The 22,720-nt window shown below is 66.3% G+C and carries 19 protein-coding genes; 14 read left to right on the top strand and 5 right to left on the bottom strand.

Annotated elements, in window-relative coordinates:
• The first annotated feature begins 40 nt into the window (after positions 1–40).
• The 6 genes from AC1RCO_RS28395 (at position 41) to AC1RCO_RS28370 (ending at position 6,974) form a co-directional block, all read left to right on the top strand.
• On the top strand, positions 41–943 hold the full coding sequence (locus AC1RCO_RS28395) for a PhzF family phenazine biosynthesis protein (protein ID WP_311168226.1): 903 nt from the start codon (positions 41–43) through the stop codon (positions 941–943).
• Positions 940–1,536, top strand: coding sequence for a hypothetical protein (locus tag AC1RCO_RS28390; protein ID WP_492618269.1), 597 nt, complete (start codon positions 940–942; stop codon positions 1,534–1,536). Before AC1RCO_RS28395 ends, AC1RCO_RS28390 begins: the two co-directional genes overlap by 4 nt.
• 286 nt (positions 1,537–1,822) lie before the next feature.
• Positions 1,823–2,797: a porphobilinogen synthase gene (gene hemB, locus AC1RCO_RS28385; protein ID WP_015635078.1), complete on the top strand. Its 975-nt coding sequence runs from the start codon at positions 1,823–1,825 to the stop codon at positions 2,795–2,797.
• 110 nt (positions 2,798–2,907) lie between these two features.
• A complete protein-coding gene (locus tag AC1RCO_RS28380; protein WP_492618268.1) occupies positions 2,908–3,429 on the top strand; it encodes a sigma-70 family RNA polymerase sigma factor in 522 nt (173 codons plus the stop codon).
• Positions 3,426–4,397, top strand: coding sequence for a FecR family protein (locus AC1RCO_RS28375; RefSeq protein WP_065363575.1), 972 nt, complete (start codon positions 3,426–3,428; stop codon positions 4,395–4,397). Before AC1RCO_RS28380 ends, AC1RCO_RS28375 begins: the two co-directional genes overlap by 4 nt.
• Before the next feature lie 102 nt (positions 4,398–4,499).
• The gene (locus tag AC1RCO_RS28370; protein WP_401333848.1) at positions 4,500–6,974 is read left to right on the top strand and encodes a TonB-dependent siderophore receptor; all 2,475 of its coding nucleotides are present in this window, start codon (positions 4,500–4,502) and stop codon (positions 6,972–6,974) included.
• Between the two features lie 39 nt (positions 6,975–7,013).
• Here the strand turns inward: AC1RCO_RS28370 and AC1RCO_RS28365 are convergent, their stop codons facing one another.
• Positions 7,014–7,919 carry a LysR family transcriptional regulator gene (locus tag AC1RCO_RS28365; protein ID WP_492618267.1) on the bottom strand — a complete coding sequence of 302 codons (906 nt, stop codon included), beginning with the start codon at positions 7,917–7,919 and terminating at the stop codon, positions 7,014–7,016.
• 161 nt (positions 7,920–8,080) lie between these two features.
• Here AC1RCO_RS28365 and AC1RCO_RS28360 point away from each other — a divergent pair, with 161 nt between their 5' ends.
• Positions 8,081–8,938 carry an SDR family NAD(P)-dependent oxidoreductase gene (locus AC1RCO_RS28360; protein WP_015635082.1) on the top strand — a complete coding sequence of 286 codons (858 nt, stop codon included), beginning with the start codon at positions 8,081–8,083 and terminating at the stop codon, positions 8,936–8,938.
• On the opposite strand, the gene AC1RCO_RS28355 is transcribed toward AC1RCO_RS28360, so the two are convergent.
• Complete coding sequence (locus AC1RCO_RS28355; RefSeq protein WP_492618266.1) at positions 8,925–10,475, bottom strand: FAD-dependent oxidoreductase; 1,551 nt, start codon at positions 10,473–10,475, stop codon at positions 8,925–8,927. The genes AC1RCO_RS28360 and AC1RCO_RS28355 overlap by 14 nt on opposite strands.
• Before the next feature lie 51 nt (positions 10,476–10,526).
• A complete protein-coding gene (locus AC1RCO_RS28350) occupies positions 10,527–11,141 on the bottom strand; it encodes a LysE family translocator (RefSeq protein WP_011060595.1) in 615 nt (204 codons plus the stop codon).
• Between the two features lie 332 nt (positions 11,142–11,473).
• Here AC1RCO_RS28350 and AC1RCO_RS28345 point away from each other — a divergent pair, with 332 nt between their 5' ends.
• Both AC1RCO_RS28345 and AC1RCO_RS28340 read left to right on the top strand, forming a co-directional pair.
• Positions 11,474–12,565 (top strand): DUF1615 domain-containing protein, encoded by a 1,092-nt coding sequence (locus tag AC1RCO_RS28345; protein ID WP_015635084.1) that lies wholly within the window; start codon positions 11,474–11,476, stop codon positions 12,563–12,565.
• Between the two features lie 413 nt (positions 12,566–12,978).
• Positions 12,979–13,521, top strand: coding sequence for an ATP phosphoribosyltransferase regulatory subunit (locus AC1RCO_RS28340; protein WP_041117318.1), 543 nt, complete (start codon positions 12,979–12,981; stop codon positions 13,519–13,521).
• A gap of 329 nt (positions 13,522–13,850) precedes the next feature.
• Here the strand turns inward: AC1RCO_RS28340 and AC1RCO_RS28335 are convergent, their stop codons facing one another.
• Positions 13,851–14,648 (bottom strand): DUF4349 domain-containing protein, encoded by a 798-nt coding sequence (locus AC1RCO_RS28335; protein WP_401333840.1) that lies wholly within the window; start codon positions 14,646–14,648, stop codon positions 13,851–13,853.
• 197 nt (positions 14,649–14,845) lie between these two features.
• Here AC1RCO_RS28335 and AC1RCO_RS28330 point away from each other — a divergent pair, with 197 nt between their 5' ends.
• Positions 14,846–15,265, top strand: coding sequence for a PaaI family thioesterase (locus AC1RCO_RS28330; RefSeq protein ID WP_401333837.1), 420 nt, complete (start codon positions 14,846–14,848; stop codon positions 15,263–15,265).
• Between the two features lie 116 nt (positions 15,266–15,381).
• Here the strand turns inward: AC1RCO_RS28330 and rtcR are convergent, their stop codons facing one another.
• On the bottom strand, positions 15,382–16,974 hold the full coding sequence (gene rtcR, locus AC1RCO_RS28325) for an RNA repair transcriptional activator RtcR (RefSeq protein WP_065363581.1): 1,593 nt from the start codon (positions 16,972–16,974) through the stop codon (positions 15,382–15,384).
• A gap of 204 nt (positions 16,975–17,178) precedes the next feature.
• On the opposite strand from rtcR, the gene AC1RCO_RS28320 reads away from it, so the two are divergent.
• The 4 genes from AC1RCO_RS28320 (at position 17,179) to AC1RCO_RS28305 (ending at position 22,716) form a co-directional block, all read left to right on the top strand.
• Positions 17,179–18,723 (top strand): RNA-binding protein, encoded by a 1,545-nt coding sequence (locus AC1RCO_RS28320; protein WP_125063393.1) that lies wholly within the window; start codon positions 17,179–17,181, stop codon positions 18,721–18,723.
• A gap of 772 nt (positions 18,724–19,495) precedes the next feature.
• Positions 19,496–20,722 (top strand): RtcB family protein, encoded by a 1,227-nt coding sequence (locus AC1RCO_RS28315; protein ID WP_011060602.1) that lies wholly within the window; start codon positions 19,496–19,498, stop codon positions 20,720–20,722.
• A 4-nt stretch (positions 20,723–20,726) separates the two neighbouring features.
• Entirely contained in the window at positions 20,727–22,070 is a 1,344-nt protein-coding gene (locus tag AC1RCO_RS28310; RefSeq protein WP_053150613.1) for a hypothetical protein, read from the top strand.
• Between the two features lie 16 nt (positions 22,071–22,086).
• Positions 22,087–22,716, top strand: a complete 630-nt coding sequence (locus tag AC1RCO_RS28305; RefSeq protein ID WP_492618265.1) for a hypothetical protein — start codon at positions 22,087–22,089, stop codon at positions 22,714–22,716.
• The last annotated feature ends 4 nt before the right edge of the window (positions 22,717–22,720 follow it).

Below are 22,720 nucleotides of genomic sequence, written 5' to 3'. Positions count from 1 at the left end.
CTCATAACGCTGGGCCTTATTAAGAAACAGGAATTTTTGTATGCCCCCCTTAAGTTTCAAGCAAGTCGATGTCTTCAGTTCGACTCCCCTCAAAGGCAACCCCTTGGCCGTGGTATTCAACGCCGACGAGCTCAGCACCGAGCGCATGGCCACCTTCGCCAACTGGACCAACCTCAGCGAAACCACCTTTCTGCTCCAGCCCCGCGATCCCCGGGCCGACTACCGCCTGCGGATCTTCACCACCACCCAGGAATTGCCCTTCGCCGGCCACCCGACCCTGGGCAGTTGCCACGCCTGGCTCGAAGCCGGCGGCGTGCCCCGGGGCGAGGAGATCATCCAGGAGTGCGAAGTGGGCCTGGTGCGCATCCGCCGCCAGGGCGATCAGTTGGCCTTTCTCGCGCCGCCGCTGCTCAAGGCCGGCCCGGTGGAGCCCGAGGTGCTGGAGCAGGTGCGCCGTGGCCTGCGCCTTACGCCCGGGGACATCGTGCAGGCGCAGTGGGTCGACAACGGCGCCGGCTGGCTGGCGGTGATGCTCGGCGAACGCCAGCAGGTGCTGGACCTGCAACCGGACTACCCGGCGCTGATCGGTCTGGCGGTCGGGGTGATCGCGCCCTGTGACCCCGAGCGTGATGACAGCGACGCGCAGTTCGAGGTACGGGCCTTTATCGCCGGTGATGGCATGCCCGAAGACCCGGCCACCGGCAGCCTCAATGCCGGCATCGCCCAGTGGTTGCTGGGCGCCGGGCTGGCACCGGCTCGCTACCGGGTCAGCCAGGGCCTGAGCATGGGGCGGGCAGGGCGGATTGACGTGGAACAGATCGGCGACGAAATCTGGATCGGCGGCACGGTGCGAACCTGCATTGAGGGACACCTGCGGCTTCTCCAAACCAGTGAGCAAGCGTGCGGGAATACACCTTCGCCCACTGGACCGAGGCATCCATGAGCGCGCTGGCGCCTGGCGATTTTGCAGGCACCGCCACGCACAGGCAGGCACGGCTCCTGTGCGCCTGGGCCCAGGTTGTTTCCTGTAAGGGCTGGATGCTGCGGGCAGGCCTGCTGGGTTTGCTGGCGCTTGATCCACTGCTTTGCATTGCACAAACCACGGCGGTCAAACAACCGCCCGGCCCGGCAACCTTGCCTGGTAATACACCGGGGAGCGAATCCGCGGCATCCGCCAGCGTGGCGGCCACGCCAGGGGACAACGGCGTGGTGGTGAATGCCACGTGCAACCTGCCGGTCAAGCCATCGGCCGGCAAAGTCGTGGAGATATATTGGACCCAGGGCCCGGAAAATCGTCGCGTGGTGGGCCGCGAGGCTGACCATTACGTCGATCTCAATCTGATCGTTCGAACTGTGGGTTACCGGCCTGGCGAGTGCATCGAGGCGACGATTCAGTCCGAAAACGCTGCCGATGAAATTGTCGACCGGATCAAGAAGATCGTGCTCAGGGGAAAGGTTGACGATACCGGCATGGCCTACTTCAAAACGCCTCTGAAGGACTACACCCTCAATTTGCAGGGCAGCGAGCCGCCGTAGTGTGCACACCCCTGCGGGAGCCAGGAGCTGCTGCAAGCGGCCAACCGCCGGATTTGTCGCACGCAGGTTTTTCAATGGCGGCTGCCGCTGTTGCGTCAGATGGTCGCAGGCTGGCCGCGTCGAGTGACCGATACCCCTTGGATCGCGGGGCCTCAAGGGCATTGTTACGGCTTGGGCAAGACTCTCTTGAGCCGTGCGGGTTTGTACCGGGGCGGCTGCGGGCATAAGCTTTCAGCCTTTTTTCGCCATAGCTCGTGTTGTTTCGCGCTCAGCCTTAGGAAAAATCATGTCCAGCCAGTTCCCAGAAGCCCGTCCGCGTCGCCTGCGTCGCTCCGAACAACTGCGCAGCCTGTTCCAGGAAACCGAATTCACCCTCAACGACCTGGTGCTGCCGATTTTCGTCGAGGAAGAAATCGACGATTTCGTGCCGATCAAGAGCATGCCCGGGGTGATGCGCATTCCCGAATCCAGGTTGGCCGGCGAGATCGAGCGTTACGCCCGCGCCGGGATCAAGTCGGTGATGACCTTCGGCGTCTCCCACCACCTGGACTGCGACGGCAGCGATACCTGGAAGGAAAACGGCCTGGTGTCGCGCATGTCGCGCATCGCCAAGGATGCGGTGCCGGAGATGATCGTGATGTCCGACACCTGCTTCTGCGAATACACCGATCACGGCCACTGCGGGGTCATGCACGGCCATGAAGTGGACAACGACCAGACCCTGCTCAACCTCGGCAAGCAGGCGGTGGCTGCGGCCCGTGCCGGCGCCGATGTGATCGCGCCGTCGGCGGCCATGGACGGTCAGGTCCAGGCCATCCGCCGCGCCCTGGATGCCGCCGGCTTCACCCAGACGCCGATCATGGCCTATTCCACCAAGTTCGCCTCGGCGCTCTATGGCCCGTTCCGTGAAGCCGGCGGCAGCGCGCTCAAGGGCGATCGCAAGAGCTACCAGATGAACCCCATGAACCGCCGCGAAGCGGTGCGCGAGTCCTTGCTGGACGAGCAGGAAGGCGCCGACTCGCTGATGGTCAAGCCCGCCGGGGCCTACCTGGACATCATCCGCGACATCCGCGAGGCTTCGCGCCTGCCGGTGGCGGCGTACCAGGTCAGCGGCGAGTACGCGATGATCAAGTTCGGCGCCCAGGCCGGCGCCATCGACGAGCAGCGAGTGGTGCGCGAAACCCTGGGTTCGATCAAGCGCGCCGGCGCCGATCTGATCTTCACCTACTTCGCCATGGACCTGGCCCTGGCCGGGATCTGATTAGGCCCCGCAGTACTTCCACGAACGTCGCCCGGCGTTCGTGGCTATTGCCAAGACTTCCGCCTCTACATGACAATGCGATTCATTATCAAATATGAATCCTTACTGTCATGCCCGCCGACGACTTATCCCTGCGCTGTGCCGTCACCGACCTCTACACCCATCACCATGGCTGGCTGCAGGGCTGGTTGCGCCAGCGCCTGGGCAACGCCTTCGATGCCGCCGACCTGGCCCAGGACACCTTCGTGCGGGTGCTCAAGGCGCGCAACGCAGTGGAGATCCGTGAGCCGCGGCCCTACCTGTCGCGCATTGCCCGGGGCCTGCTGATCGATCTGTTTCGCCGGCGTTCCCTGGAACAGGCCTACCTCGAAGCCCTGGCGCTGGTGCCCGAGGGCGAGCATCCGTCGCCGGAGGAGCAGAGCGCGCTGTTCCAGGCGCTGATGGAAATCGACCGGCTGCTGGATGGCCTGGGGCCCAAGGTGAAACAGGCTTTCCTGCTGTCCCAGTGCGACGGCCTGACCTACGAGCAGATCGCCGAGCGCCTGCAGATTTCCGTGCGCAGCGTGAGCAACTACATGGCCAAGGCCATGGAGCATTGCTGCCTGATGCAGATGCGGATGCAGCTGTCATGAGTTTCGCCGGCCTGCAACTGAGCGTCGGCGAGCGCCAGGCCATCAGCGGCGCGGCACGCTGGTACGCGCAATTGCGCTCCGGCAGCGCCAGCGAGCAGGAGCAGGCCGCCTGGCGCGAATGGCTGGCCGCCGACCCCTTGCACCGCCAGGCGTGGGAACGCATGCAGCAACTGGGCGAGCAGATGTCGGCGCTGCCCGGCGGCCTGGCCGGTTCCACCTTGCGCGGGGCAGGGCGCTCGCGCCGCGAGCTGATGCGCAACCTGGTGGTGCTGGCCTCGGCCGGTTCCCTGGGCTGGCTGGGCTGGCGCAGCGACAGTGCCCAGCAACTGCTGGCGGACTACCGGACCCAGATCGGCGAGCGCCGGCAAGTGCGCCTGGCGGACGGCACTTCGCTGCTGCTCAATACCAACACCTCGATCAACGTGCAGTTCGACAGTCAGCAACGCAAGGTGCAGCTGTTGTGGGGCGAGATGCTGGTCAGCACCGCTGCCGATCCCTTGCAGCGGCCGTTCCGGGTCTTCACCCGGGACGCCGAGGTGCTGGCCCTGGGCACTCGCTTCGTGCTGCGCAGCGATGAGCGTGAGGAGCAGGTGGCGGTGCTGGAGCACGCGGTGCAGGTCAGCCTGGGCGCAGGCCTTGCGCCGCGTCGGGTCGAGGCCGGCCAGCAACTGGCGTTCAGCGCCGGGGGCTTTGCCGCGCTGCGGCCCAACGATGCCGCGGTGGGTGCCTGGCGCCAGGGCAGCATCATCGCCATCGACCGCCCCCTGGGGGAATTGCTGGCCGACCTGTCGCGCTACCGCCGCGGGGTTGTGCAGTGCGATCCGCAGATTGCCGGGCTGAAGATCTCCGGGGCCTTCCCCATCGATGACACCGACCGCGCCCTGGCGGCGCTGGAAAGCGGTTTCTCCCTGCAGATCAAGCGCTACACCCGCTACTGGGTACGGGTTTCCGATAGCCGCGTGGGTTGAATCCGCGGGGCGAAAAAAAATTCAAGGGTCTTTGCATGTTTGCCCCTCCTGGTCCGGCTTATCCCCCAGTGGATTCATTTTCGTTAGCGGGGAAGGCAAAGCATGTCTGATGTTCACAAGTCGAAGTTGGCCCAGGCGATCAAGGTCGGGCTCTGGGGCGCACTGGCGGTCTACGGGGCGGCACTGCTGCCGTTGACCGCAGTGGCGGCCAGCGAACAGACCGCGGTGCGCCGCTTCGATATTGCCGCCGGTGACCTGACCGAGGTGCTGAGCCGTTACGCCAGCGCCGCCGGCGCGGCAATTTCCTTCGATGCCCGGCAGACCGCCGGCCTGCGTTCGGCGGGGCTCAAGGGTGAATACGGGGTACAGGAAGGCTTTGCGCGGATTCTCGCCGGCAGCGGCTGGCAGGCCGAGCCACAGAGCAACGGCAGCTTCGTGCTGCGCCCCGTGCCCCAGGGCAGCGGCGCTCTGGAGCTGGGCACCACCCAGGTGCAGGGCCAGGAGCTGGGGGCCACCACCGAGTATTCCGGTTCCTACACCACCGGCGCGGTCACCATCGGCAAGGGCCAGCACTCGCTCAAGGAAACCCCGCAGTCGGTGACCGTGATCACTCGCAAGATGCTCGATGACCAGAACCTCAACACCATTGACCAGGTGATGGAGAAGACTCCGGGCATCACCCTTTACGACTCGCCCATGGGCGGCAAGTATTTCTACTCCCGGGGCTTTCGCATGACCGGCCAGTACCAGTACGACGGCGTGCCCCTGGACATGGGTAGCAGCTACGTACAGGCCGACAGCTTCAGCAGCGACATGGCCTTCTATGACCGGGTGGAGATCCTGCGCGGCGCTGCCGGCATGCTCAAGGGCGCGGGCGGCACTGCCGGCTCGGTGAACTTCGTGCGCAAGCGCGGCCAGGCCACGCCGCACACCGAACTGACGATGTCCGCCGGCAGCTGGGACAACTACCGGGCCCAGGTGGACACCGGCGGGCCGTTGAACGATGCCGGTACCGTCCGCGGCCGGGCGGTGGTGACCCAGCAGACCCGGCAGTACTTCTACGACCTGGGCGATCGCAAGGACCAGGTCTATTACGGCGCCCTGGATTTCGACCTCAGCGACGCCACCACCCTGGGCCTGGGCATGGCCTATGAAGACGTCGACTCGCGCCCGTGCTGGGGCGGCCTGCCGCGCTACAGCGACGGCAGCGACCTCAAGCTGGGCCGTTCCACCTGCCTGAACACCGCCTGGAACAATTCGCGCAGCAAGCGCGCGACCTATTTCGCCGACCTGCGCCAGCAACTCAACGACGACTGGGCGCTGAAGGTGGCCGGGGTCTACACCCGCAATACCCAGGATATCGAGTACGCCTTCCCCAGCGGTTCGGTGCCGGTGGGGGCCAGCCGTTCCAGCACCCTGATGCTGGGCAGCATCTACGACTACGACCAGGTGGACTACGGCTTCGATGCCTATGTCGACGGGCACTTCCAGGCCTTTGGCCAGGAGCACGAGCTGACCTTCGGCGCCAACGCCAGCCGCTCGATCAAGGACGACTTCTACGCCGTGGCCGGCTTGCCCCAGCGGCAGAATGTGCTGGACCCCGATCACCACCTGCCCAAGCCCGACGACAGCTACTACGAAAGCAACTCCACCCGGGGCGGCCCCACTGATCTGCGGATCCAGCAGCAAGGGTTGTATTCCACTGTGCGCCTGAAGCTGGCCGACCCGCTGACCCTGGTCATGGGCAGCCGGGTCAGCTGGTACAAGTCGCAGAACGATTCGGTGGCCTACTGGCGCGATACGCGCACCCCCAGCAGTGCCCGATCCAAGGAAACCGGCGAGGTCACGCCGTTCGCCGGGGTGCTGTACGACCTCAACGACAACCTCACGGCCTATGCCAGCTACTCCAGCATCTTCACCCCCCAGGGCAGCTATCGGACCCTGGACGGCGCCTCCCTCAAGCCGCTGGTGGGCAAGAGCTATGAGCTGGGGATCAAGGGCGAGTGGTTCGATGGCCGCCTCAACAGCGCCTTCAGCCTGTTCCGCACCATCCAGCAGGACGCGCAGCAGGACGACCCGGCCTGCCCGGACAGCACCTGCTCGCTGAACTCGGGCAAGGTCCGCGCCCAGGGCTTTGAAGCGGAACTCAGCGGTGAGGTGATCGAACACCTGCAAGTGCTGGCCGGCTACACCTACACCCAGACCAAGACCCTGGAGGACGCCAACAGCGCCAACACCGGCTTGCCGTTCACCACCTATGTGCCGCGGCACCTGCTGCGGGTCTGGGGCGACTATCAGCTGGGCGGTGCCCTGGAGCGCTTCACCGTGGGGGCCGGGGTCAACGCCCAGAGTGACAACTACCGAGTCTCGCCCACCAGCGGCAACCACATCCGCCAGGCCGGCTATGCGATCTGGAACGGACGCATCGGCTATCGCATCGACGACACCTGGTCCCTGGCGCTGAACGGCAACAACCTGCTGGACAAGCGCTACTACACCACCATCGGCACCGAAGGCTTCGGCAATTTCTACGGTGACCCGCGCAACCTCACCCTGTCGGTCAAGGCCGACTTCTAAGGCCCGGTGGCGGTCGCGCAGGCCTTCTGCACGGCCGCTTCAGGCCCCGGGCCCGGCGTCGAGCAAGGCCATGAATCGCTGCAGCTGTGGCGAAGGGTTGTCCCGGTGCCAGTTCATGTACAGCCCGATGCTTGGCCCGGGCTGCGTGCCCATGGCCCGCAGCGGGCGGTAGGCGACGCTGCCCTGCAGCACCGCATCGGCCATCGAGCGGGGTACCAGGGCCACGCCGAAACCGCAGCCCACCAGGCCCAGCTGGGTCTGGACCCGGGCCACTTCCTGGACCACCTTCGGGGTGAACCCGGCCGCGCTGCACAGCGCCATCAGCTGGTTGTGGTAGCCGCTGCCCAGGGCCTGGGGCGTGAACACGAAGTCGTCGTTGGCCAGCTCCCGCAGGTCCACCTCTGGCGCCTGGGCCTGGGGGTGGTCGTGGGGCAGGGCGATGACGATCGGCTCATCGAGGATCAGGCGCGAGGCTATCTGCCCTTCGGGCAGCGGCAGCTCACGCATGAACGCCAGGTCGATGTCGCCGCCGAGCAGGCCCTTGAGCTGCTCGGCCGAAGGCAGTTCCCGCAGTTCCAGGCGCACCTCGGGCAAGGCCTGGCGAAAGCCCCGCAGGCTGGCGAGCAAGCTCGGGTAGCCGGCCAGTGACAGGCTACTGACGCGCAGGCTGCCGGCCAGGCCCTGGGCAATATGGCGCGCCTGCTCGATGCCCTGTTCCAGGGTGGCCAGGGTGCGCCGGGCGCTGTGCAGAAAATCCGCCCCGGCCGGGGTCAGGAGCACGCCTCGACGATTGCGCCGCAGCAGGCTGAAACCGAGTTTTTCCTCCAGGCGGGCGATGGCCTGGCTCAGGGGCGGCTGGGCCATGTGCAGGCGCGTGGCGGCCTTGTGAAAGTGCAGTTCTTCGGCGACGGCGATGAACTGGCGCAACAGGCGCGTTTCGATCATGGCGATGCTTCCTGGCTGGGGGCTTTGGGACTGTAAACCCCAAGGCTCATGGTTTCACAGCGAATTCATTGATATCAAAAACCTCTCACAGAACCTGGAATTTAGTATTAAGTCACTGATTTTCATGCTGTTACCCTGGAATTCACACGGGAGGGAAGAGCATGGATTTCAGCGGCAGAACGGCGATTGTCACCGGCGCCGGGCGCGGCCTGGGCTTGAGTTATGCACGGGCCCTGGCCCGTCGTGGTGCCCAGGTGGTGATCAGCGATTGCGGGAGTGACGGCAGCGGTAGCGGGGCGGATGACAGTGTCGCCCATGATGCGGTGCGGGCCTTGCGGGCCAGCGGTGCCAGGGCGCTGGCCGACACCGCCGACCTGGGCACCGAGGCCGGTTGCCAGGGGCTGGTGCAGCGCACCCTGGAGGCCTTTGGCAGCCTGGATATCCTGATTCACAACGCCGGCTGGGTTGGCTACCAGGCGCTGGAGCAGACCGACGCCGGGTTTCTCGAGCGCATGCTGGGGATCAACCTGTATGCGCCCATCTGGCTGGCCAGGCATGCCTGGCCCCATCTGCGGCAGTCCGCCGCACCGAGGCTGCTGTTGACCACCTCCGACCGTGCGCTGTACCCGGAATATGCCCAGCCGGGGCTGCTGGCCTACTGCGCGGGCAAGATGGCCCAGGTCGGGATCATGAATGCCCTGGGCCAGGAAGGGGCGGAGCACGGGATCCGGGTCAACGCGGTGTCGCCGGTGGCCAAGACCCGCATGTGGGGCGTCAGCGAGGAGCCGCCGGAACTCAAGCCGGACTGGGTGACGCCGGGGGTGCTGTTTCTGGTCAGCGAGCAGTGCCAGGACAGCGGCTACATCCTGCGGGCCAGCAATGGCCAGTTCAGTGCCTGGCGCCCCCAGGAGGCCCCCGGTGTGGATTACCCCCGGGACCTGAAGCGGATCGCGGCGGCCACGCCGGAGCAGTTCGCCCGGCGCTGGGGGCAGATCAAGCAGCCTTTCATCGGGGCTTGAGGGAGGGGGCGGCGCTCTGCGGGGAGATCTCCCGTTCGCGGAAGTAGCGCTCCAGCACGCGCGGGTCGGCCGAGCGCTCGGCCAGGGCCACGTAGGTGTCCGGGCGCAGCAGGTAGAAGGCGTTGCGCGCCAGCCCCGCGGCGGCATGGGCCGGGCGCCAGTCGAAGGTGCTCAACGGCACCTGGTGCGCGGTGCACCAGTCGCGCAGGGCGTCACTGGTGACGCCGTAGACATGCACCTGCCAGCCCAGGTACTCCAGGCTGTCGAAGTTGTCGTGTTCACCATCGCGCACCCAGGGCAGGCGGTCGCCGCCGTGCACCGGGCCGACGCCGCCGGCGCTCAGGGGCATGCCGCGGTAGTTCAGGGTGATCTGCGACACGGTACGGAAGAGAAACTCCCGGGCGCTGTCGAAGGCGGCGATCTTCGGCAGCAGCAGGGGCGCCAGGCGGGTGCGCGCCAGGTAGGCCACCGGGCCGTCGGCGGTGGCGAAGCTGAACACCCGGTCGGTGGTGGCCACCAGGCGCCGGGCGAACTCCATGCGTTCGGTGGCGTAGGTTTCCAGCAGGCGTTCGGCACTCTTGCCGCTCAGTACCGCTGCCAGTTTCCAGGCCAGGTTGATGGCGTCGCCGATCCCGGTGTTCATGCCCTGGCCGCCGGCCGGGCTATGCACGTGGGCGGCGTCCCCGAGGAGGAACACCCGGCCGGTGCGAAACTGCTCGGCCACCCGGTGATGCACCTTGTAGGTGGAGAACCAGTTGACCTGGGCCACCTCGACCTTGAGCTGGCGCATGGCGCGCTGGCTGACATCCTTGAAGCGCAGGTTCTCCGGGTGCTCGGCACGCTCGTCGCGCACCGTGCCGATCAGCCGTGCGCGGCCGCTCTGGGCCAGGGGGAACACCGCGAGAAAGTCGGCGTCATCCAGGTCCACGTGCAACTGGCCGTCGATGCTCGGGCCGCTGGCCTGCACATCCGCGACGTAGAACACCTGCTGGTAGGTGCCGCCGGGAAAGCTGGTGCCCAGGGTCTTGCGCACCGTGGAGCGGGCGCCGTCGCAGCCGGCCAGGTAGAAGGCCTGGCAGTGTTCTTCGCGCCCGTCGGGGCCGCGCAGGCGGGCGTTGATCAGGTGGCCGTGGTCGGTGAAGGCCAGCAGCTCGGTGTTGCGTTCGACCTCCACCCCCTGCAGCGCCAGGCGTTCGATCAGCAGTTGCTCGTGTTCGTCCTGAGGAAAGATCTGCAGGAAGGGGTAGGGCGTCAGGTCTTCGCCGATGGCGTTGAGCGGCAGGTGGGCGGCGCGCTCGCCCTTGACCCAGAGGTTCACCGCCGGCACATGGTGGCCGCGCTCGACGATGGCCCGGGTCAGGTCCAGCTGGCGGTACAGCTCAAGGGTTCGCGCCTGCACCGCCAGGGCCCGGGAGGTAGTGCCCGGGCCCGGGGTCTTGTCGATGATCCGCACCTTGACCCCCTGCCGGCGCAGCCAGAGCGCCAGGACCAGGCCGGTGGGGCCGGCGCCGATGATCAGTACGTCGCTGCAATTCATGGGCTTGCCCTCGGTAGACGATCAAGGTCATGCAGGCGGCTGCCGCCGGGCTCAGCGCTGGGCGAAGGCCAGGTTCAGGCCGAGCCCGGCGAAGCTTGCGGCAAAGCTGCGGCGCAGCCAGTTCTGCACCTGGGGCGACTCGATCACCGCGGTGCGGAACAGGTTGGCCAGCAGGCCATAGAGCACGAACACGAAGAAGGTCATGGCCATGAACACGCCGCTCAGGAGCAGCATCTGCGGGATCGGGTCGCTGCCGTCATGGGCGATGAACTGGGGCAGGAAGGCCAGGAAGAAGAGGGTCAGCTTGGGGTTGAGGATATTCAGCAGGCAGGCCTTGAGCATCAGCGCGCCGGGGCCATGGCTGACGGCGTTGCTGTCCACGGCGAAGGCCGAGCGGTCGCGCCAGGTGGCGTAGGCCAGGTACAGCAGGTAGGCGACGCCGGCGAACTTCAGGCCCTGGAAGGCCAGCGCGCTGGAGTGCAGGATGGCCGACAGGCCGAGGATCGAGGCCAGCAGGTGCGGGACAATCCCGGCGGTGCAGCCGATGGCGGTGAACAGGCTGGCGCGCTTGCCGGCCACCAGGGCGGTGGAAATGGTCAGGATCACGCCGCTGCCGGGAATCAGCACGACGATCAGGCTGGTGATCAGGAAATCCAGGGTCAACATCCGGGCATCACTCCATTGAGGGCAGGCGCGGGGTCAGGGCTGGGCGCCACACCGAGGTCGGGGGTCATCAAAATACACCCAGCCACACCGCCAATAGAAGGATTCTAGCCTGTAGCCGCTGCTGAGCCCGCGAAGCTGCGCAAAGGTCCGCAGGACCTTGCCTGGCGATCTCCCGCCGATCGCGCAGAGGCCTCAGGGTCGCGGCGTCTGCTGCGCAGCCTGCGGCAGCGGCTACAAGGGCCGCGGCGGGAACAGCGCTCGCATTCCTTGGTCGAACGCCCCAGCCGCTGCTTTACTTGCACGGCCCTCGCCCAGCCATCTCGCGGAGCCCCATGATTTCCTCTCGTCTTCTCAGTTGCTTCCTGGGCCTGTCGCTGCTGGCCGGTTGCGCCAGCCAGCGCGGCCCCCAGGCACCAACACTGACCCCCGAACAGACCCAGGCCCGGATCCTGCGCCTGCTGCCGGCCCAGGTGGCGGACCGCCCGGGCTGGGCCCGGGACATCCAGGTGGCCTTCAGCGCCCAGGGCCTTGAGCCGAGCCAGAGCAACCTGTGCGCGGTGCTGGCGGTGACCGAGCAGGAATCCACCTTCCAGGTCGACCCGACGGTGCCGGGCCTGGGGCGCATCGCCCGGCAAGAGATCGACCGCCGCGCGGCCAAGGTGCATGTGCCGGCGCTGCTGGTCAGCGCCGCCCTGCAAGTGCGCGGCCCGGACGGCCAGTCCTACAGCCAGCGCCTGGCCAGTGCCCGCAGCGAGAAGGAATTGAGTGCGATCTTCGATGACTTCATCGGCATGGTGCCCCTGGGCAAGACCCTGTTCGGCGGCTTCAACCCGGTGCACACCGGTGGGCCGATGCAGGTCAGCATCGAGTTCGCCCAGCAGCATGCCCAGGGCTATCCCTACCCGGTGCAGGACTCCATCCGTCATGAGGTCTTCAGCCGCCGCGGCGGCCTGTATTTCGGCATCGCCCACCTGTTGGGCTACCCGGTGGACTACCCGCAGCCGTTGTACCGTTTCGCCGATTTCAACGCCGGCTGGTACGCCAGCCGCAACGCGGCGTTCCAGAGCGCGGTGAGCCGTGCCAGCGGGATCAGGCTGGCGCTGGATGGCGACCTGATCCGCTACGGCTCGGTCATGCCCGGCAGCACCGAACTGGCGGTGCGCACCCTGGGCAAGCAGCTGGGGCTGCGTAACCCGCAGATCCGCGCCCAGCTGGAGAAGGGCGACCGCCAGGACTTCGAAGAAACCGAGCTGTACCGTCAGGTGTTCGCCCTGGCCGATCGCACGGCGGGCAAGCCCGTACCGCGCCAGCAACTGCCCGGCATCGAACTCAAGAGCCCGAAGATCACCCGCCAGCTGACCACTGCCTGGTTCGCCAAACGGGTGGACGAACGCTACCAGCGCTGCCTGCAACGCCCGCTGTAGCAGCTGGCGTGCCAGCGAAGGCGGCCGCCAGGGCGATGCAGGGCCTCTTCGCCGGCAAGCCGGCTTCCACAGAGGGCACTGTTGTGCGGGGCGCAGGTGCTTGCTTGTCAGGCCCGGGGGCGGCGTGGCAGGATGCGCCATGAATTTTTCCCGGCTCGTCTCCCGCCTTCATCACCATCGACCTCATCTCCGGGGCCGTGGTCGCTTGTGCGCGTCGAGCTGTCAGTCATCGAGCAATCGCGAGCACTGACCTTCGATGAAAAAAACCAAGGCGCCCCACAAGGCGCCTTTTTTATTGCCTGTCAAAAAACCAGAGGAATGACCCATGACCATGTTACGTGGCACTCGAATGATCACCGGCGAACAAGCCGCCACCCTGCGCACCCTGGAAGGACGCTTCCGGAGCTGGCTTCATCGAAGCGGGCGCTGAAGAAGTCATTGTCCCGGCGCTGTGGGGCCAGGACACCTTTATCGAGAAGGCCGGCGGCAGCGAAGTCATCGGCCAGATGTGGGCCTTCAACGACAAGGCCGGGCGGCCTTGCTGCCTGATCCCGGAAGCCACCGCGCTGTTCCAGGAAACCGCCGGCGAGCTGCTGGCGGGGCGCGAGCAGGCGGCCTTCTTCTACGTTGCCCGCTGCTATCGCTACGAGCGGCCGCAAGCCGGGCGCTACCGCGAGTTCACCCAGTTGGGCCTGGAGATTCTCGGCCCCGATCCGCAGCGCGCCCTGGAGCAGGCGCGGGCGCTGTGCGTGGGCTTTCTCGACGCCTTGGGCCTGGAATACCAGCTCAACCTCGGGGTCAAGCGCGGCCTGACCTACTACCTCAATGGCGAGGGTTTCGAAGTGCGCTGCCCGCGCCTGGGGGCGCAGCAGCAAGTGGTGGGGGCAGGCGCCTATCGCCAGGGTGCCGGCTTCGGCATTGGCCTGGAGCGCCTGCAACTGGCGCTGCAAGCCTGACCGCCTGCGTGCGGTAGGAGCTGGCTTGCCAGCGAAGGCGTTCGCCAGGGCGGTGCAAGGCTTGAGGGCCTCTTCGCCGGCAAGCCGGCTCCTACGGGGTGGGGCTGCGGGAGGTGCCTGCTTGCTGTAGGAGCTGGCTTGCCAGCGAAGGCGTTTGCCAGGGCGGTGCAAGGCTTGCGGGCCTCTTCGCCGGCAAGCCGGCTCCTACGGGGTGGGGCTCCGGGATGTGCCTGCTTGCTGTAGGAGCTGGCTTGCCAGCGAAGGCGTTTGCCAGGGCGGTGCAGGGCTTGCGGGCCTCTTCGCCGGCAAGCCGGCTCCTACGGGTGGGGTCAGGGGCGCCGGCGTACGAATTTGCGCCACAGCCAGACCCACAGCAGCACCAGGGGGAAGGCCAGGATCACGAAGGGCAGCACATAGCTGCCTTTCTCCAGGGCCTCGGCGGTGCCGTCGGCCAGGTTGTCCAGCAGGTTGCTGAAGGCGCGCTTGAGGCTGGATTCGCGCTGGACGCCGTCGCTGGGCAGGAACTTCAGGGTCAGGAGGTTGGTGTCCAGGCGGCGTTGCTGGCCGGCGGCGGTCTGGGCCAGGGCCTGCAGGTCGTTCTCGATGCCGGCCTGTTCCCGGCTCAGGGCAATCAGGTCGCTGACGCTGATGTCCTTGCGCGCCGCCAGTTCGTCCAGGCGCTGCTGCTGGGCCTTGAGCCGCTGCTGCTGGCGCTGCACATCGGCCACGGCATCGGCCAGGTCTTCGGCGCTGGTGATGCGCTCGCCCAGTTCCGCGCCCTGGGAGGCCTGCTGGACGATGGGCTCCACACCGTCCGGGACTATTCGCAGCGTCACCTGGGCACGGTACTTGCCCTGTTCCAGGCGCAGGATATTGCACGGGCCGAACTGGACCTTCTCGCAGGCTTCGCGGGTTTGCGCCAGGCGCGGACCGATCTGCGCGGCCGGCAGTGACAGGGTCAGCTCATGCTCATAGGCCAATTGCGCGCCGGCCTTGCCCTGGGCCCCGCCCAAGGCCACGGCGCTGCTGTTGTGGTCGCCGGGAGAGCAGGCGCTGAGGGCCAGGGCGCCGAACAGGGCCAGGGCCAGTCGACGGAATTTTGCAGGGTGATCGTCCTGATGCTGCATGGGGGCTCCTTGAGGGATGAATCGGCGACAGGGTCGCAGGTGCGCATCTTACCGTCGTTCGGGGAAAGACCACGATCCCGGCTTGGCTTATCGACGACAATTTTCCTGGCTGATGCTGATAGGCGCGGCGCGGGTTCAGGACTACACCTGTGGCAGCCCGGGACGACGGTGTTTCGGCGCAGATCAAGGAGTGCGTCATGCGCGAGTCGGCTATCCCCCCAGGTTTTGCCCCCTTGCCCCGCAGCAGCCCGCTGCTGGAACTGATCGGCCCGGTCTACGGCTGCGGCAGTGGCAGCGAACTGCGCGTCGGCCTGCGGGCCGATACCCGGCACGCCAACGGCCGGGGCACGGTACATGGCGGCATCATCGCCACCCTGGCAGACATCGGCATGGGCTACGCCATGGCGTTTTCCAGCGATCCGCCCTTGCCGTTGATCACCGCCAGCATGACCCTCGACTACCTGGGGGCGGTGCAGGTCGGGGAATGGATCGAGGTGCACCTGGAGCATGCCAAGCGTGGCCGGCAGATGGCCTTTGCCACCTTGGTGCTGCGGGTCGGCGAACGGGAAGTGGCCCGGGCCAGCGGCGTCTTCGCCGTCCCAGCCGCAGCCCTGTAGCCGCTGCTGAGCCCGCGAAGCTGCGCAAAGGTCCGCAGGACCTTGCCTGGCGATCTCCCGCCGATCGCGCAGAGGCCCCAGGATCGCGGCGTCTGCTGCACAGCCTGCGCCAGCGGCTACAGCTGTTTCCAATCCAGGCCGAAACGCGCCAGGTATTTGCGCAGGCGGTCGGCGTCGTTGGGGTTGGCCTTGCCCAGGCGTGACACGCCGAACAGCCGGCGCCCCGCCTCCGACAGGCTGTCGGCGCGGCGGCACTCGGCAATCACTGCCTTGAGTTGCAGGCGGTCGAACAGGTCCAGCTCCACATCGTCGCCCAGCAGTTTCTGCAGTTCGTCCTCTTGGTTCTCCAGCCCCCAGGCGTGGCGCAGGCGCTGGATCTCTTCCTCGGCCTGGGCCTGGTCGATGCGCCCGCTGTCGGCCAGGGTGGCCATGCGGGTGATGGACGCCGACAGCTCGCGGAAGTTGCCCAGCCACGCCGCTTCGCTGGAGCTGGCAAAGGCCAGGTAGCGTCGCCGCGCTTCAAGGTTGAAGCGCACCAGCTGCCCTTGTTCCCGGGCGTGACGCTCCAGCTCGAAATCGATGTTCGGTTCGATGTCTTCGCGGCGCCCCGCCAGCCCCGGCAGGTTGAAGGTCCAGAGGTTGATCCGCGCATACAGGTCCTCGCGGAACAGGCCCTGGGCCACCCGGCCACGCAGGTCGCGGTGGGTGCCGGCGATGATCAGGAAATCGCTCTGCACCTCCTGGTCCGAACCCATGGGAAAGAAGCGCTTCTCCTCGATGGCCTTGAGCAGCATGGCCTGTTCGTCCAGCCCCAGTTCACCGATCTCGTCGAGAAACAGCATGCCGCCATCCGCCGCCCGCAGCAGGCCTTCGCGGGCATTCTGGGCGCCGGTGAAGGCGCCCTTGATATGGCCGAACAGTGCCGACATGGCCCCGTCGCCGCGCAGGGTGGCGCAGTTGACCTCGACAAAGCGCCCCTGCACCTGGTGCCGGCCACGCTTGAGCTCATAGATGCGCCGGGCCAGGAACGACTTGCCGGCACCGGTGGGACCGATCAGCAGCATCGGTGCCCTGGAGCGCACGGCGACCCGTTCGATCTGCTCGATGGAGCGGTTGAATGCCGGGTTGCGGGTGGCGATCCCGGACTTGAGGAAGGCCAGGCCTTCCAGGCGCTTGTGGGCAAAACGCGAGGCGATGCGGTCGTAGCGCGACAAGTCGAGGTCGATCAGGGCGTGGGTGCCGGTGGCGTGCTGGTCCGGGTCGCGGCGCCGCGCCGGCGAGGTCTGGATCAGCCGGGCAGGGAGGTAGCGCGCCTCGGTCAGCAGGAACCAGCAGATCTGCGCCACGTGGGTGCCGGTGGTGATATGCACCAGGTAGTCCTCGCGCTCGGTGTCGAACGGGTAGGCGCTGGTGAAGTCGTGCAGGGCGCCGTACACCTCCTCGAAATCCCAGGGATTGTTCAGGCCCATGGGGTGCAGGCGCACCTCGGTTTCCGGCGACACCTGGCGCACGTCGTTGGCCACCCGTTCGGCCAGGCTGACATCCCGCGCGTCCAGGCCATGGATCAGTTCCAGGCGGTTGATCAGCACATCCTGCTGCTGGCACAGACCGACCGTGGGCCGCCAATGGCTCCAGCGGTTGGCACCCTTGCCGACGCGATCGAGGGTGGAACCGACAAAACCTATGGCGACCGTGGGCTTGTTCGACATGTTTATACCTGGAGATAAAAAACGATAAGCAAAGATATAAAATTATCGAGGCGTTTGTCTTTCCGGATACGTGATGAAAAAGTGATAAAAAATAAAAACCTTATAAATCAATGAGTTGAAAAATAATTTGTTGGAAAATCAAAACCTGGCACAGCGGCTGCAATATCTCTGGCAACGAACAAGACAACAGAGCGAGACGCCAAGATGGCCAACTTCCAGCTGTTCAACACCCAACAGGCAAAAGCGCCAGCGAGCACCACCCTGAACGCTTCCAAGGCCGGGGCCTATGCCTACAACGCCAAGCATCGCCTGGCCCAGCTGGCGGTTACCGGTTGCTTGAACTCGACCTTCTACACCTCGCCTGAAGGCCAGCTGGAAGCGGTGCTGCAACTGGTGAGCGAGCTGGACAGCCGCTTCGTCGCCCAGGCCGCCCGTTACGCTCGCCAGCAAGGCCATATGAAGGACATGCCGGCGCTGCTGCTGGCGGCGCTGACCGCGCAACGTTCGGCCCTGGTGCCGGAGCTGTTCGCCCAGGTGGTGGACAACGGCAAGATGCTGCGCAACTTCGTGCAGATCCTGCGCAGCGGCGTGACCGGGCGCAAATCCCTGGGTTCGCAGCCCAAGCGCCTGGTGCAGAACTGGTTGAACAGCGCCACCGAGCGTCAGCTGTTGCAGGCCTCGATCGGCAACCAGCCGTCCCTGGCGGACGTGGTGAAGATGGTTCACCCCAAGCCAGGCGAGGCCTGGCGTGAAGCCTTCTTTGCCTGGTTGATCGGCAAGCCGGTGGATGTGCAGGCGCTGCCTGAGCTGACCCGGGACCTGCTGGCGTTTCGCAGCGGAGCGACCCGGGAAGTGCCCCAGGTGCCGTTCCAGTTGCTCGGCAACGAGACACTGAGCGCCGAACAATGGGCCGGGCAGGCCCGCAACATGGGCTGGCAGGGGCTGCGCATGAACCTCAATACCCTGGCCCGCCACGGCGCGTTCCAGGTGCCGGGTTGCACCGAGTACGTGGCGGCGCGGCTGGCGGATGCGGGGGAGGTGGCCAAGGCCCGGGTCTATCCGTACCAGTTGCTGGCGGCCTACCGCATGGCCGGTGACGAGGTGCCGCAGCCGGTCCGCGAGGCGCTGCAGGATGCCCTGGAGCTGTCCCTGGCCAACGTGCCGGCGCTGGCGGGCAACGTGGTGGTCTGCCCGGATGTCTCGGGCTCGATGCACAGTCCGGTCACTGGCTATCGCCAGGGCGCCACCACCGCGGTGCGTTGCATCGATGTGGCGGCACTGGTGGCGGCCGCGGTGTTGCGCAAGCAGCCGGCGGCGCGGGTCATGCCGTTCGAGCGTGGGGTGGTGAACATCCACCTCAACCCGCGGGACAGCGTGATGAGCAACGCGCAGAAGCTGGCGAACATCGGCGGAGGGGGGACCAACTGCTCGGCGCCCCTGGCGCAGCTGGCCAACGCCAAGAGCCGCGTGGACACGCTGATCCTGGTCTCGGACAACGAGTCGTGGATCGATGCGCGGCGCCACGGCGCCACGGAAACGATGCGCCAGTGGGAGCGGATCCGGGCCATCAACCCGCAGGCGAAGCTGGTGTGCATCGACATGCAGCCCGGGGCCACGACCCAGGCACCGGACCGCGAGGACATCCTCAACGTCGGCGGCTTCAGTGACGCGGTGTTCGATGTGATCGAGCAGTTCACTGCGGGCAATTATGGTGCGCAGCACTGGGTAAAGGCGATCGAGGCGATGTAACGCTGATCGGTAGAGGATGAAACACACCGTGCGCCGGCCAGCCGGCGCACACCACAGATTTTTTGCTCATTGGCCCTGAATGCCGCTGTGACTACATCCAAAGGCGTCTCAGCAACTCTTGTCAGGGCCGGTGACGGCACGAATGCCAGTGGCTGTACATATTGGTTAAGCCGGTTCGAATCCGGCGATCAGTCACTTCTTTTGTCGTGCCACCTTTTTTGCAGTTTTTGCGACGAATGCTGATGGAACTACATCCAAGGTTCGAGATGCGGGTTCGATTCCCGCCGGTGCCGGAAAACGGCGCCGTGGTTCAATGGTCAGAACGCGAGTGCACCGTTTCATCGACTCCTTGTCGTCGCATCTTTTCCCCCCGCCTCGGCGGGATGGCAGCGAATGCCACGGGTACTACATCGTGTCGCGGGTTCGAACCCCGCCAGCCGCAAGTCTGTAGCTCAGTCGGTAGAGCAAATGTGCCTGTTCCCTTGTCGCTGCCCGCAGGCCCGGCCTGCACCGATTGACCCGGCGAATGCCGGTGGAACTACAGGACAGCGTGGTCGCGGGTTCGAGTCCCGTTCACCGCAAGGTGCTAGCTCAGAGGCAGAGCGCGCTGCATGTTTCACCTCCACTTGTCGCCGTTTGCACCGAACACCGCAATTTCGTAGGAGCTGGCTTGCCAGCGAAGAGACTCCCGAGATCGTCTGCTGCGACCCGGCTCCTGCGCACCCTATTGAACAAGGCCGTATCCGCGGCCACAGGAAAAAGAGTCAACGACATGGAACACAAGACCTACCAACTGCTGGAAGTCGCCAACGGCAAGCCGATCAAGATGTGGACCCAGGGCGTGCCGGTGGAAAACGAAGCCCGCCAGCAATTGATGAACACTGCGAAGATGCCGTTCATCTTCAAGCACCTGGCGGTGATGCCCGACGTGCACCTGGGTAAGGGTTCGACCATCGGTAGCGTGATCCCCACGGTGGGCGCGATCATCCCGGCTGCGGTCGGGGTGGATATCGGCTGCGGAATGATCGCCGCCCGTACTTCGCTGACCGCCTCCGACCTGCCGGATAACCTGGCCGGATTGCGTAGCGCCATCGAGGCGGCGGTGCCTCACGGTCGTACCTCGCCCCGTAGCGGTCGCGATAAGGGCGCCTGGGGCGACGTGCCGAATCAGGCCGACCAGGCCTGGGCTGCGCTGCACCCACGTTTCAAGGCGATCACCGATAAGTACCCGGCCCTGGCCAACAGCAACAACCGCAAGCACCTGGGAACCCTCGGCGGGGGTAACCACTTCATCGAGGTCTGCCTGGATGAGGCCAACCGGGTCTGGTTCATGCTCCACAGCGGTTCCCGTGGCGTAGGTAACGCCATCGGCAACCTGTTCATTCACCTGGCCCAAGCCGATATGCGCCAGCACATCGCCAACCTGCCGGACCGCGACCTGGCCTATTTCGAGGAAGGCAGCCAGCACTTCAACGATTACGTGGAAGCGGTGGCCTGGGCCCAGGATTTCGCCCGGCAGAACCGTGAGCTGATGATGCAACTGGTGATCCAGGCCACCCGCAAGGTGATCAGCAAGCCCTTCGAGGTGGCGCTGGAGGCAGTCAACTGCCACCACAACTACGTGCAGAAGGAGCGCCACTTCGGTGAAGAGGTGCTGGTGACCCGCAAGGGGGCGGTGTCGGCGAAGAAGGGCGAGCTGGGGATCATTCCGGGTTCGATGGGGGCCAAGAGCTTCATTGTCCGCGGATTGGGTAACGAGGAGGCGTTCTGCTCCTGCAGCCACGGCGCGGGGCGTACCATGAGCCGCACCAAGGCCAAGAACACCTTCACCCTGGCCGACCAGATCCGCGCGACCGCCCATGTGGAGTGCCGTAAGGACGAAGCGGTGATCGATGAAATCCCGATGGCCTACAAGGACATCGACCAAGTGATGCACGCCCAGCGCGAGCTGGTGGAAGTGCTGCACACCCTGCGTCAGGTGGTGTGCGTTAAGGGGTAGAACAATGGACGACATGGATGCATTGATAGCAACCCCGCCCGGCTGGCAGTACCAGCTGAGCGACTACGAAGCCCGCCGCGTGCGGGAGGTGATGGACGAGTTGGACAGGCACAGCGCCTGGCTGGAGCTGAGCCGCTTCGGCAACGGTTTCGTGCGTCAGGCCGCGGTGCGCGGGCTGGCCGCGCAGCCTTCGGCAGAGGCCCTGGTGGCTTTGCTGGAGCGCCTCAACGACTGGGTGCCCCAGGTTCGCCAGGAGGCCGCCGCGGCGGTCGAGGCCTATTGGGTGCCGGAGCATGCCGGGCTGCTGTTGCAGACCCTGGCACCGCTGCTGGCCCTGGCCGGCAAGCAGCGCGCCGACCACGGCGCGACTCTGGAGCGGGCCAGCGCCGTGTTGCAACTGGCCCAGGTGCGCGACCAAGTGCAAGGGGCCTTTGGCACTTGCCGGGGCAAGGCTGCGCGCTTTGTCTTCGAGCTGTTGCTCAAGGGCGTCGAAGACCGACCGGCGCTGCTGGCCATGGCCCTGCGCCACCCGGAGGTCAGCGTGCGGCAGATGGCGGTGGACGCCTGCGCCGAACTGCCCGATGAGCAGGCGCTGCCCTTGCTGGAAGAGGTGATGCGCAGCTGCGGCGCCAGTGTGCGGGTCAAGGCCCTGCGGCTGCTGCTGTCGCGCCTGGCCGATTGTCGCGAGTATCTGGCGCAGGCCCTGCTCGACCCTTCGGGGGCCTTGCGTTGCCTGGCTCACTGGGCCGCGCCGCGCCATGGGCTGGACCCGCGGGCAGTGCTGCTGGCCCGCTTGCAGCAGCCGGCCCCGGGCAACAAGCGCCAGTGGCTGGGGCTACTGGGGTTGGTCAGGGAGCTGCAGGAGCCACAGGCCGATGCCATGGTGCGCCAGGCCCTGGCTTCGCCGGCGCTGAGCGTGCGCCTGCAGGCCCTGCAAACCCTGGGCGAACGTGGCATGGCCGAGCAACTGGCGGCCCTGGACGATGCCTCGGACAAGGTCTTCGACTGCGCCCTGGGCCTGTTGCGCCAGCAGCCGTGGGCGGTATTCGACGAGGCCCTGGAGCAGCGTCTGGACCAGCATTGGCACGATCTGCCCAAGGCGCGACGCTGGGCCATGCTGGCCCTCAAACCGGGCTGGCGTCAGTTGGAGTACCTGCTGTGGCGCCTGGGGCAGGGCGGCAGTGACGCCGCCTATTGGCGCGAGGCCCTGGCACGCTGGTGCGACAGCCGCTACGGGATGTTCGACCCGGTGACCCCCAAGCCCCTGCGCGAGGCCATGGTGCAACGCTTGCAGGCGATGGAAGCCGCCGGGGAATTACCCGTCGGTTCGGTCCAGCGGCTGTTGTGAGGAAAGGAGAGCCGCCATGTTGACCCTGGTTGAAGATGAGCACAGCCAGGCGCTGCGCCAACAGCTGGAAGCGGCGTTTTGCGTGTTCGATTTTGTGCGGCTGGCGGTGGAGCCGGGTGTCGAGGTGAATCAGGCCTTGCATCGCCAGGGCTTGCAGCACCTGTATCAGCACCTGATGGCCAGGCGCCGTGAGGCCTGGAAAAAGCTGCGCCAGGACCCGCGCTACGCCGACGTTGGTGAACCGCAGATGCGCTGGGAACCGGAGCGGGCACTGCCTGAGCGGCTCAGCCCGCAGCAGGTCCGGCAACTGGTTTGCGAAGACCCGGAGCAGCAGGACTGGGCCTTGTACCGGGCGTTTTGCCAGCCACCGTACGGGCTGCATTTCCCGGGTGGGGCCGAACAGGCCCGGCAGGTGTACGGCCAATGGCTGGACCTGCTGGGGCTCGATCTCCAGCAGCAGCCCCAGGTGATCAACTGGGTGGGCGACCTGGAGCTGGATTGTCAGGCCCCGGCCATGGGCCCGCATTGGCTGCCCTGGAGTGAATATTTCGACGAAGGCCTGGAGTGGTGGGGCGTCTGGTGCCTGACGGTGTGGAACCCCGTGCGCCGGACCCTGAGTGTGCTGGCCGCCAGCGCCACGGATTGAACAA

This window comes from Pseudomonas sp. GW823-FHT03E05, from assembly GCF_058796855.1.
The sequence above is the reverse complement of the archived record's forward strand: the minus strand, read 5'-3'. Positions and strand labels throughout refer to the sequence as shown.